Annotated in this window: 13 protein-coding genes; 4 read left to right on the top strand and 9 right to left on the bottom strand. The window is 65.9% G+C overall.

Annotated elements, in window-relative coordinates:
- Positions 1-230: 230 nt before the first annotated feature.
- Genes ampD through BTH_RS18080 form a run of 3 tightly spaced genes read right to left on the bottom strand, consistent with a single transcriptional unit; the run spans position 231 to position 2,048 of the window.
- Positions 231-818, bottom strand: coding sequence for a 1,6-anhydro-N-acetylmuramyl-L-alanine amidase AmpD (gene ampD, locus BTH_RS18090; RefSeq protein WP_009888942.1), 588 nt, complete (start codon positions 816-818; stop codon positions 231-233).
- On the bottom strand, positions 815-1,135 hold the full coding sequence (locus tag BTH_RS18085; RefSeq protein ID WP_009888941.1) for a PP0621 family protein: 321 nt from the start codon (positions 1,133-1,135) through the stop codon (positions 815-817). Before BTH_RS18085 ends, ampD begins: the two co-directional genes overlap by 4 nt.
- A 13-nt stretch (positions 1,136-1,148) precedes the next feature.
- Positions 1,149-2,048, bottom strand: a complete 900-nt coding sequence (locus BTH_RS18080) for a cytochrome C assembly family protein (RefSeq protein ID WP_009888940.1) — start codon at positions 2,046-2,048, stop codon at positions 1,149-1,151.
- Positions 2,049-2,135: 87 nt separating this feature from the next.
- Between BTH_RS18080 and ffh the strand changes: the two genes are divergently transcribed.
- Both ffh and BTH_RS18070 read left to right on the top strand, forming a co-directional pair.
- A complete protein-coding gene (gene ffh / locus BTH_RS18075; RefSeq protein ID WP_009888939.1) occupies positions 2,136-3,503 on the top strand; it encodes a signal recognition particle protein in 1,368 nt (455 codons plus the stop codon).
- Between the two features lie 97 nt (positions 3,504-3,600).
- On the top strand, positions 3,601-4,152 hold the full coding sequence (locus BTH_RS18070; protein ID WP_009888934.1) for a hypoxanthine-guanine phosphoribosyltransferase: 552 nt from the start codon (positions 3,601-3,603) through the stop codon (positions 4,150-4,152).
- A gap of 154 nt (positions 4,153-4,306) precedes the next feature.
- Here the strand turns inward: BTH_RS18070 and BTH_RS18065 are convergent, their stop codons facing one another.
- Positions 4,307-4,909 (bottom strand): MarC family protein, encoded by a 603-nt coding sequence (locus BTH_RS18065; protein WP_009888931.1) that lies wholly within the window; start codon positions 4,907-4,909, stop codon positions 4,307-4,309.
- A 31-nt stretch (positions 4,910-4,940) separates the two neighbouring features.
- Positions 4,941-6,677, bottom strand: coding sequence for a proline--tRNA ligase (locus tag BTH_RS18060; protein WP_009888930.1), 1,737 nt, complete (start codon positions 6,675-6,677; stop codon positions 4,941-4,943).
- A 218-nt stretch (positions 6,678-6,895) separates the two neighbouring features.
- Between BTH_RS18060 and BTH_RS18055 the strand changes: the two genes are divergently transcribed.
- Positions 6,896-7,546 carry an RNA pyrophosphohydrolase gene (locus BTH_RS18055; RefSeq protein WP_009888929.1) on the top strand — a complete coding sequence of 217 codons (651 nt, stop codon included), beginning with the start codon at positions 6,896-6,898 and terminating at the stop codon, positions 7,544-7,546.
- An 85-nt stretch (positions 7,547-7,631) separates the two neighbouring features.
- Positions 7,632-8,189: a CNP1-like family protein gene (locus tag BTH_RS18050; protein WP_009888927.1), complete on the top strand. Its 558-nt coding sequence runs from the start codon at positions 7,632-7,634 to the stop codon at positions 8,187-8,189.
- Between the two features lie 206 nt (positions 8,190-8,395).
- Here the strand turns inward: BTH_RS18050 and proB are convergent, their stop codons facing one another.
- The 4 genes from proB to rplU all read right to left on the bottom strand — a co-directional run bounded on the left by proB (position 8,396) and on the right by rplU (position 11,505).
- Entirely contained in the window at positions 8,396-9,514 is a 1,119-nt protein-coding gene (proB, locus tag BTH_RS18045; RefSeq protein ID WP_009888926.1) for a glutamate 5-kinase, read from the bottom strand.
- A gap of 84 nt (positions 9,515-9,598) precedes the next feature.
- Complete coding sequence (gene cgtA / locus BTH_RS18040) at positions 9,599-10,717, bottom strand: Obg family GTPase CgtA (protein WP_011401969.1); 1,119 nt, start codon at positions 10,715-10,717, stop codon at positions 9,599-9,601.
- A gap of 184 nt (positions 10,718-10,901) precedes the next feature.
- Positions 10,902-11,165 (bottom strand): 50S ribosomal protein L27, encoded by a 264-nt coding sequence (gene rpmA / locus BTH_RS18035; RefSeq protein ID WP_004194025.1) that lies wholly within the window; start codon positions 11,163-11,165, stop codon positions 10,902-10,904.
- A gap of 28 nt (positions 11,166-11,193) precedes the next feature.
- Positions 11,194-11,505, bottom strand: coding sequence for a 50S ribosomal protein L21 (gene rplU, locus BTH_RS18030; protein ID WP_004194344.1), 312 nt, complete (start codon positions 11,503-11,505; stop codon positions 11,194-11,196).
- Positions 11,506-11,522: the final 17 nt, after the last annotated feature.

Here is an 11,522-nt window from a genome sequence, read left to right as displayed (position 1 = left end):
AGAATGTCGCGGGCCGGCGGCAACGCCGGGACCGCGATCGGGAGCGGAAAACGCCCCCGACCGACACACTATATGTAGTGCCGAACTGCTCGATTGGCCCAAAGTATAGTGGAGCCAAGCTGAAGCGCCAAAGGAAAAATTTGCTCTCGATCTATTGACAAGTGCGATACGCCGACACGACAAGGCATGCCCGGCGAAACAATGCGGCGCGCGTCAAAAAGACCCCGCACTCAGTGCTTCCGGTAGGGAAAATATCGAGACGGAAAACCGGCTTCGTCGGCGAAACGTTGCCAGTCGAAGTGCGGGCCGGGATCGGTCTTGCGTCCGGGCGCGACGTGCTCGTGGCCTGCGAACGCGTCGATCGGGTAATGCGCGGCGAGCGAGCGAGCGAGCGCGGCGAGCGTCGCATATTGCGCCGCGTCGAACGCGACGTCGTCCGCACCCTCGAGCTCGATGCCGATCGAAAAATCGTTACAACGCTCGCGGCCGAAGAAGCTCGACACGCCCGCGTGCCATGCACGCGCGCCGCACGACACGAACTGGATCAGCGTGCCGTCCCGCCTGATCAGGAAATGCGCGGAAACCCGCACGCCGCGCAGATGCGCGGCGTAGTACGGATGCGCATCGCAGTCGAGACGATTCTGGAACAGCTCGACGATCGCATCGCCGCCGAACTCGCCCGGCGGCAGACTGATGTTGTGGATCACGACGAGCGAAACGGCCGCGCCGTCGGGCCGCGCTTCGAAATTCGGCGACGGCTCGCGCCGCGCGCCGTCGACCCAGCCGTCGGCATCGACGGCGAAGCGCGCCTCGCTCATTGCCCGCTGCGGCTGCCCGAGTGTGCGGCGTGACGCGCCGCGTGCTCCGGACTGCAGAAATACTCGCCGCCCGCGGCGACGGCGTCGCTCTTCGGCGCATGCACGCCGCATTCCGCGCAGCGGACCATCGGCTCCGGCAGCGCGGCGTCGCGCGCGCGGCCCGCATGTGTCGCGCCGCCCGTGCCGGGCGCGGAATCGGCCGTGTGCCCCGCGCCGCCGGCGAAGGGGCCGTCGCCGCGCGCCTGCGCCTGGCGAATCTTTCTCGCGACCCACGAGCTCGCGAAGAACAGCACGATGAGAAGAAGGATTTGTCGCATCGAGATCAGGTGTTCAAACCACGGAACGGTGCAGCAGCACCTCGAGAACGAAACGGCTGCCGACGTACGCGAGCAGCAGCGCGACGAACGACGCGAGCACCCAGCGCGCCGCGCCGCGGCCGCGCCAGCCGGACGCCTTGTGCGCGACGAGGAGCCCGCCGAACATCAGCCAGGACAGGATCGCGAACACGGTCTTGTGATCGAGCTTGAGCGCGCGCGCGTCGATCTGCTCGCTGAACAGGATGCCCGTGGCGAGCGTCAGCGTGAGCAGCACGAAGCCCGCGCCGATCAGGCGGAACAGCAGCTTCTCGAGCGTGAGGAGCGGCGGCAGCGTATCGAGCCAGCCGGCAACCCAGCCCGACGAGTCGCGCGACCCGTCGTGCCGCAGCGCGTGCAGGCGCCGCTCGACCATCAGCATCAGCACCGCGTGCAGCGCCGCGATCGCAAAGAGTCCGTACGCGATGTTCGCGATCAGGAAGTGCACCTTGAAAAGCGGCGCCGCCGCATACGGCAACACGCGCACGCCGCCGAACGCGAGCGGCAGGAGCGACGCGACGCCCGCGAGCGGCAGCACGAGAAGCCCCATCCCGTCGAGCGGGAAAAAGAAGCTCTCGATCCAGTAGATGCCGGCGCCGAGCCAGAACATCGCCGACAGCGCGAACGCGAAGCCGAACACCATCGCGTCGTGCGGGAAGATCGTCATGTGCAGCAGCACTCCATGCGCGAGCAGCGCGACGCCGAGAACCGTGCGCCCGAGCCCGCCCATCCCGCCCGAAGCGGATTCGCGCGCGCACGGAGCGGCCGGCACGCTCGCGACGAGCGGACGCGCCGCGCCGACGCGGCGCGCGCGCCAGCCGGCGACGGCAAGGCCGCCGTACAGGAGCGCGGTGAGGGCATACAGTACAATATCCATGTTCGAAGTTTACACTAGGCCCCCTACCCGCGACGGTCGGCTTTTTGTCCCACTCGCGCCTGCGGGCTTCACTGTCCATCGCTCCCCATGCTCGACAATCTCACCCAACGGATGGCGCGCGTCGTCAAGACGCTGCGCGGCGAGGCCCGGCTCACCGAGGCCAACACCCAGGAGATGCTCCGCGAGGTGCGGCTCGCGCTCCTCGAAGCCGACGTCGCGCTGCCCGTCGTTCGCGACTTCATCGCGAAGGTCAAGGAAAAGGCGCTCGGCGAGGACGTGATCGGCAGCCTGTCGCCCGGCCAGGCGCTCGTCGGCGTGGTCCAGAAGGAGCTGACCGCCGTGATCGGCGGCGACTACGAAGGCAAGGCCGCCGAGTTGAACCTCGCCGTGACGCCGCCCGCGATCATCCTGATGGCAGGCCTCCAGGGCGCCGGCAAGACGACCACCGTCGGCAAGCTCGCGAAACTCCTGCGCGAGAAGTACAAGAAAAAGGTGCTCACGGTGTCGTGCGACGTCTATCGCCCCGCCGCGATCGCGCAGTTGAAGACGGTGAGCGAGCAGGTCGGCGCCGACTTCTTCCCGTCGACGCCCGACCAGAAGCCCGTCGACATCGCGAACGCGGCCGTCGACTGGGCCAAGCGCCACTATCACGACGTGCTGCTCGTCGACACCGCGGGCCGCCTCGGCATCGACGAGGCGATGATGCAGGAGATCGCCGCGCTGCACGCGGCGCTCAAGCCGGTCGAGACGCTCTTCGTCGTCGACGCGATGCTCGGCCAGGACGCCGTCAACACCGCGAAGGCGTTCAACGACGCGCTGCCGCTCACGGGCGTCGTGCTGACGAAGCTCGACGGCGACTCGCGCGGCGGCGCCGCGCTGTCGGTGCGCCACGTGACGGGCAAGCCGATCAAGTTCGTCGGCGTGGCCGAGAAGCTCGACGGCCTCGAAGTCTTTCACCCGGACCGGATGGCCAACCGGATCCTCGGGATGGGCGACATCCTCGCGCTCGTCGAGGAAGCGCAGCGCGGCGTCGACATCCAGGCCGCGGAAAAGCTCGCCAACAAGGTGAAGAAAGGCGGCGACTTCGACCTGAACGATTTCCGCGCGCAGATCTCGCAGATGAAGAACATGGGCGGGCTGTCGTCGCTGATGGACAAGCTGCCCGCGCAGTTCCAGCAGGCCGCCGCAGGCGCCGACATGAGCCAGGCCGAAAAGCAGATCCGCCGGATGGAGGGCATCATCAATTCGATGACGCCCGCCGAGCGCGCGAAGCCCGAGATCATCAAGGCGACGCGCAAGCGCCGTATCGCGGCGGGCGCGGGCGTGCCGGTGCAGGAGGTCAACCGGATGCTCAACCAGTACGACCAGATGCGCACGATGATGAAGAAGTTGAAGGGCGGCAACCTGCAGAAGATGATGCGCGGCATAAAGGGCATGATGCCCGGCATGCGCTGATTCGCCGCGGCGCCGCGCACGGGTATATGCTCTAGCGCGTGGCGTCGCATTGTTTCATTCTTATTGGCATCCCAGACGAGACCGCTCGCCAAACCTCATGAATCGAGAAGAAGCCCTCCACATTTTCCAACACTCCGAAGAGATCGTCTCCGCCGGCGAAGTCAACGGTTCGATCGGCCGGATGGCCGAGGAGATCCGCGGCCAGATCGGCGAGGAGTTTCCGCTCGTGCTGTCGGTGATGGGCGGTGCGGCGGTGTTCACCGGCATGCTGCTGCCGCACCTCGATTTCCCGCTCGAGTTCGACTACATCCACCTGACGCGCTACCGCAACACGACGAAGGGCAGCCCCGAAATGCACTGGCGCGTCGCACCGCGCGAATCGGTGAAGGACCGCATCGTGCTCGTGCTCGACGACATCCTCGACGAAGGCGAAACGATGGCCGCGATTCGCGACCGCATCCTCGAGATGGGGGCGAAGCGCTTCCTGTCCGCCGTGCTGTGCGAAAAGACGCTGGCGAAGGCGAAGCCGCTGCATCCGGATTTCTGCGGGTTCGCGGTGCCCGACCGCTACGTGTTCGGCTGCGGGATGGACGCGAAGGGGTACTGGCGCAACCTGCCGACGATCCGCGCCCTGACGGCCGACGTCTGACGACGCCCCGCGCGGCAGCCCCGGCTACCTCGCGCACGCAACAAGAAAGCGGCTCGCGCATCATGCGCGAGCCGCTTTTCTTTATCAGGCGCCTCCTGGCTGACTGGGCGCCCGACGGCGGCGCACAGCGTCGGCCGGCCACCCTGGCGGCGGGTCACAACTGGTGAACGAACGCGCGGATGCCCGCCATCATCATTTCGACGGAAATCGCGACGAGCACGAGCCCCATCAGCCGCTCGAACGCGATCACGGTGCGCTCGCCGAGCCGCTGCTGAATCCGCTCGGCAAGCACGAGCGTGATCGCGCAAACGAGCATCGTCACGGTCAGCGCGCCCGCCCACTCGAGCGTCTTGCCGGGCGCCTGCGACGTGAGCAGCATCACCGTCGCGAGCGCCGAGGGTCCGGCGAGCGCCGGAATCGCGAGCGGCACGATGAATGGCTCGCCGCCCGCGCGCGGATCGTTGCCGAGCGCGCCGTCCGGGTGCGGAAAGATCATCCGCAGCGCGATCAGAAACAACACGATCCCGCCGCCGATCCGCAGCGACAGGTCGGTGAGGCTCATCATCCGCAGGAAGCGGTCGCCGACGACCATGAAGAACAGCAGGATCACGAACGCGATCGCGACTTCGCGCAGGATCACCTTCACGCGCCGCTCGCGCGGCACATCCCGCAGCGCCGCGATGACGAGCGGGATGTTGCCGAGCGGATCGGTGATGAGGATGAGGAGCACCGTCGCCGACAGGAAGTTCGACTCCAACGCGCTACTCCGCTTCGTCGACGGCCGGCGATCAGCGGGCGAGCGCCGCGCGGACCTTCTCAGCGACCGCCGTCGCGGCCGAATCGGCGGGCAGCAGCGTCGCTTCGGCGTCGCGGCGGCCCTGGTACTCGATCTTGCCGTCCTTCAGGCCGCGCTCGCCGATCACGAGGCGGTGCGGCACGCCGATCAGCTCCCAATCCGCGAACATCACGCCCGGACGCTCGCCGCGATCGTCGAGGATCACGTCGATGCCCGCGGCGGCGAGATCCGCATAGAGCTTGTCGGCCGCTTCGCGCACCGCGTCGCTGCGGTCGTAGCCCATCGGGCACAGCACGACCTCGAACGGCGCGATCGCCTCGGGCCAAATGATGCCCTTGTCGTCGAAATTCTGCTCGATCGCCGCGCCGAGAATCCGCGTGACGCCGATCCCGTAGCAGCCCATCACCATCGGCTGCGCCTTGCCCGATTCGTCGATGAACGTCGCGCCCATCGCGTCCGAGTACTTGGTGCCGAGTTGGAACACATGGCCGACTTCGATGCCGCGGCAGATGTCGAGCACGCCCTTGCCGTCCGGCGACGGGTCGCCCGCCTTCACGTTGCGAATGTCGGCGATCACGGGCTCCGGCAGATCGCGGCCCCAGTTCACGCCGGCGATGTGGTAATCGACCTCGTTCGCGCCGACGACGAAATCGCTCATGTTCGCAACCGTGCGATCAGCCACCACGCGCACCGGCTTCTTCGTGCCGATCGGGCCGAGATAGCCGGGCGGCGTGCCGAACCACTCGACGATTTCCGCCTCGGTCGCGAAGCGATAGCCGGCCAAGCCCGGCAGCTTCGCCGTCTTGATCTCGTTCAGGTCATGGTCGCCGCGCAGCATCAGCAGCCAGACCGTCGGCTCGGCGCCTTCGTTGTCGGTCGCGAGCACGATCGACTTGATCGTGCGTTCGAGCGGAATGCCCATCAGCTCGGCAACCGCCTCGCACTTCGCCTTGCCGGGCGTCGCGACCTTTTGCATCGCCTCGGCGGGCGCCGCGCGGCTCGCGAGCAGCGGCAGCGCCTCGGCCGCCTCGACGTTCGCCGCGAAGTCGGATGTCGGGCAATAGGCGATCGCGTCCTCGCCGGTATCGGCGATCACGTGAAACTCGTGCGAGCCGCTGCCGCCGATCGAGCCGTTGTCGGCCGCGACCGGACGGAACTCGAGACCGATCCGCGTGAAGATCCGCACGTACGCGTCGTACATCTTCTTGTACGACTCCTTGAGGCTTTCGTGATCCTTGTCGAACGAATACGCGTCCTTCATGATGAACTCGCGGCCGCGCATCACGCCGAAGCGCGGACGAATCTCGTCGCGGAACTTCGTCTGGATCTGATAGAAGTTCACCGGCATCTGCCGGTAGCTCTTGATCTGGTTGCGCGCGATATCCGTGACGACTTCTTCGTGCGTCGGCCCGATCACGAATTCGTTCTGCTTGCGGTCCTTGAAGCGCAGCAGCTCGGGACCATACTGCTCCCAGCGCCCCGATTCCTGCCACAGCTCGGCGGGCTGCACGGCGGGCATCAGCAGCTCGATCGCGCCCGCCCGGTTCATCTCCTCGCGCACGATCGCCTCGACCTTGCGAATCGAGCGCAAGCCGACCGGCAGATAGTTATAGATGCCGCCGGCGACGCGACGGATCATGCCGGCTCGCACCATCAGCTTGTGGCTGACGATCTCGGCGTCGGCGGGTGCTTCCTTCAGGGTGCCGATAAAGAAACGGGAGGCTTTCATGCGAACGGTTCCATGAGCAGCGGCCAACGCGGGCCGCCCGAAAAAAGTCTAAAGGTGAATTAACGGCTGCGCCCGGCAGTATGCGGCGCAGATGACATACCAGACAAATCGGGGACAGTGTAGTTGACGCGCCCCGCCCGGATTCGCTCCGTTCCGGTGCGCAACGCCCGTTATCTGTTTATAATCAAAGCAATTTTAAAGGATTCGAAGGTGGTTGTATGCTGGATCGTGAAGGCTTTCGCCCGAACGTCGGCATCATCCTCTTGAACGCGCACAACGAGGTGTTTTGGGGCAAGCGGCTCCGCGAGCATTCCTGGCAGTTTCCGCAAGGGGGCATCAAGTACGGCGAGACCCCGATGCAGGCGATGTACAGGGAACTGCACGAGGAAACCGGGCTGCTGCCGGAACACGTCAAGATCATCGGCCGCACTCGCGACTGGTTGCGTTATGAGGTGCCAGACAAGTTCATCAAGCGCGAAGTGCGCGGCCATTATCGCGGCCAGAAGCAGATCTGGTTCCTGCTGCGCATGGTCGGCCGCGATTGCGACATCTGCCTGCGGGCGACGGACCATCCGGAGTTCGACGCGTGGCGCTGGAACGAATACTGGGTGCCACTCGACGCGGTGATCGAGTTCAAGCGGGATGTGTATCAGTTGGCGTTGACCGAACTGTCGCGTTTCCTGCGCCGCCCGGCGCAGCGCACCGACAAGTCGCGCGGTCCGCGCGCGCCGCGCTATCCGCGCGTCTCGAACGGGCACGCGGCATCGGAGACACCGGCCGTGATCGATGCGTCGGCGGTCTGTTCGGAAGTCGAGCCGGGCGCGAGCACGCTCGACGAAATCCCTCCCCGCCTGATTCTGCGCGACTGACGCGCAGGCACGTTCGACGGGAATGAAAACGCATGACCGGGCGCGGCATTGAAGGATGCCGCGCCTTTTTTACGAGGCACCCATATTGAAAGCGATTGCTCTTGCCGCCGCGTCGATTGCCGCGGCCGCCGCGCTGGCCGGCTGCGCACATTCGAACACCCCGTCCAACAAGGACGACAGCGAGTTCGTCTACCTGCTCGACCGTCAGCCGCAGTGGACTGAAAACAAGGTCGAGAAGCTGCCGCCGCTGCCGCAAACGAGCGATCTGCTGCCGTTCAACGTATCGCAAAACACGCCGCTCAAGTTCTTCGTCGATTCGAAGTCACTCGACGTCGGCACGGACGGCGTCGTTCGCTACATCGTCGTCGTGACGAGTCCGGCGGGCGCGCGCAACGTCAATTACGAAGGCATTCGCTGCGACACCTACGAATGGCGCCAGTACGCGGGCCTGAACGCCGACCACGACGGCTGGGACCGCACGATCGAGACCGACTGGCAGCGGATCGAGAACGGCGAGCTGAATGCGTACCACGCGGCGCTCTATCAGGACTTCTTCTGCGCGAACAAGATGCCGGCGGCCAAGCGTCCGACGATCATCGAGAACATCCGCTACAACCGAACGCAACTCAATCAGATCCGCTGATCGGGTGCGGCGCGCTGCGCCGTCGCCTGCGCAGCACGCCGGCGGGTGCGAAATGTCTACGCGCGTCGATACGCGTAGACATGCGCGAGCGCGCCGAGACTGACCGCCAAGAAGCCGCGGCGCGGCAGGATGGCGAATGGCAAAAGCCTGCGGGTATTTTGCCATTCGCCGCCGCACCGGCCGGGGCGCAACGCGGCACGCCGCCGTCAGACGAGCACGAGATTGTCCCGATGGATCAGTTCAGGCTCGAGCATGTAGCCGAGCACCGCTTCGATTTCGCCGCTCGGCTTGCGCTGGATCAGCTTCGCTTCGGCGCTGCTGTAATTGGTGATCCCGCGCGCGACTTCGCGGCCTGCATCATTGACGCACGCAATCACTTCGCCACGCGCGAACACGCCCTGCACGGCGACGACGCCGATCGGCAACAGGCTCTTGCCGCCTGCCGTCAGCTTGTCGACCGCGCCCGCATCGATAACGACGTGGCCGCGCACCTGCAGGTGATCCGCCATCCACTGCTTGCGCGCCGCCATCCGAGCGGTACGCGCGATCAGTTGCGTGCCGATCGCCTCGCCGGACGCGAGCCGCAAGAGCACGTCGCGCTCGCGACCGCTCGCGATCACCGTGTTCGCGCCGCTGTGCGCAGCGCGCTTCGCCGCGAGAATCTTCGTCAGCATGCCGCCGCGGCCGATGCTCGAGCCCGCGCCGCCCGCCATCGCTTCGAGCTCCGGCGCCCCGGCGCTTGCCTCGGCAACGAGCGTCGCGCCCGGGTCCTTGCGCGGATCGGCCGTGAAAAGCCCCTGCTGATCGGTCAGGATAATGAGCGCGTCACCTTCGATCAGGTTCGCGACGAGCGCGCCTAGCGTGTCGTTGTCGCCGAACTTGATTTCGTCGGTGACGACGGTGTCGTTCTCGTTGATGATCGGCACGACGCCGAGCCGCAGCAGCGTGAGAAGCGTCGAGCGCGCGTTCAGGTAGCGTTCGCGGTCAGCAAGATCGGCGTGCGTGAGGAGAATCTGCGCGGTGCGGATTCCGTGCTCGGCAAAACGGCTTTCATACACCTGCGCGAGCCCCATTTGCCCGACCGCCGCGGCAGCCTGCAGCTCGTCGATCTCGCGCGGCCGCCTGCTCCAGCCCAGGCGCTGCATTCCTTCCGCGATCGCCCCCGAGCTGACAAGCACCACTTCCTTGCCCTCGTTGCGCAGCGCGGCGATCTGGGCAGCCCATCGGCCGATGGCGTCATGATCGAGCCCGCGGCCATCGTTGGTGACGAGGCTCGAGCCGACTTTCACTACCAAGCGCTTCGAATCGGCGATGATCGAACGCATCGTACGCTGTCTCCTTGAGTGATGCGCGATTGAATCTCGTACGCCGGGCGAGTCGCCCGGCGCCATTCGCGATGGACGCGGCGCTCAGGGCGCGTCGGCTTCGCGCTCGTGCGGCTCGCCGCCTGCGCCCGACGCGTCGCGAAAGCGCACGTCCGAAGCCAGATCCTCGGCGAGCTCGGCGCGATGCGCATCCGAATGCTCGGCGAGATAATCGTAGATCGCATAGACAAGGCCTTCGCAGCCCTGCCCCGTCAGCGCGGAAATCTCGAACACGGGGCCCGTCCAGCCGAAGCGCTCGATGAAATCGACGACGCGCGTGCGGCGCTCGTCCTCCGGCACCATGTCGAGCTTGTTCAACACGAGCCAGCGTGGCTTCTGATACAGCGATTCGTCGTACTTGCGCAGCTCGCCGACGATCGCCTTCGCCTCCGCGACGGGATCGACGCTTTCATCGAACGGCGCGAGATCGACGAGATGCAGCAGCAAACCCGTGCGCTGCAAATGCCGCAGAAACTGATGGCCGAGGCCCGCGCCTTCCGCCGCGCCTTCGATCAGACCCGGAATATCGGCGATCACGAAGCTCTTGCCCGGCCCGACGCGCACCACGCCGAGATTCGGCGCAAGCGTCGTGAACGGATAATCGGCGATCTTCGGCTTCGCGTTCGACACCGACGAAATGAACGTCGATTTGCCCGCGTTCGGCATCCCGAGCAGGCCGACGTCCGCGAGCACCTTCAGTTCGAGCTTCAGCATGCGCCGCTCGCCCGGCTTGCCGTCCGTCTTCTGGCGCGGCGCGCGGTTCGTGCTCGACTTGAAATGCAGGTTGCCGAGGCCGCCCGCGCCGCCCTTCGCGACGAGCACCTTCTGGTCGTGCTCGGTCAGATCGGCGATCAGCTCGCCCGTATCCATGTCGTTGATGACGGTGCCGACCGGCATGCGCAGCGTGACGTCGTCGCCGCCCTTGCCGTAGCAATCCGAGCCGCGGCCGTTCTCGCCGTTGCGCGCCATGTGCTTCTTCGCGTACCGGTAGTCGATCAGCGTATTGATGTTGCGATCCGCGATCACGTACACGCTGCCGCCGCGGCCGCCGTCGCCGCCGTCCGGTCCGCCGAACGGAACGAATTTCTCGCGGCGCATCGACGCGCTGCCATCGCCCCCGTCCCCGGCGATGACCTCGATTCGCGCTTCGTCAATGAACTTCATCCGTCACTCCGTCCAGTATGTGCTGCCATTCCCGCTATTGTGCCGCGCGGCGCCTCGCTTGACCAATCGGCCGAACGGCCGAGGCGCGCGCCGAATGCCTGCGCGCAGGACGCGCGCAAAATAAAAAAGGCCCCGCTGCTACCGCGGGGCCTTTTCTTGGCTACGAAGCCCGTCGCGCCTGAACTCAGGCAGCGGCCGGAACGACGACGACCGTGTGCTTCTTGGCCGCGCCCTTCGTCGTGAACTTCACGTGGCCGTCGACCAGCGCGAACAGCGTGTGGTCCTTGCCCATGCCGACGTTTTCGCCCGCATGCATGCGCGTGCCGCGTTGACGCACGATGATGCCGCCCGCGTTGATCGCCTGGCCGCCATACACCTTGACGCCGAGACGCTTCGACTCGGAGTCGCGGCCGTTCCGGGACGAGCCGCCTGCTTTTTTGTGTGCCATCTGATTGCTCCTTTACCGAGGGAGGCGCTTACGCGTTGATCGCGTCGATGCGCAGCTCGGTGTAGTTCTGGCGGTGGCCGCCGTGCTTTTGGTAGTGCTTCCGGCGACGCATCTTGAAGATGGTGACCTTGGCATGACGACCGTGAGATACGACGGTAGCCTTGACGGAAGCCCCACTGACCAGCGGCGTACCGAACTGAATCGATTCGCCTTCGCCCACTGCGAGAACCTGGTCGAGCGTGATTTCTGCGTCAATGTCTGCCGGTATCTGTTCTACTTTCAGTTTTTCGCCAACGGCAACCTTGTACTGCTTGCCGCCGGTTTTTATGACCGCGTACATTGAGAACCTCACTCTGG

Source organism: Burkholderia thailandensis E264 (genome assembly GCF_000012365.1).
GTDB classification, from domain to species: Bacteria; Pseudomonadota; Gammaproteobacteria; order Burkholderiales; family Burkholderiaceae; genus Burkholderia; species Burkholderia thailandensis.
The sequence above is the reverse complement of the archived record's forward strand: the minus strand, read 5'-3'. Positions and strand labels throughout refer to the sequence as shown.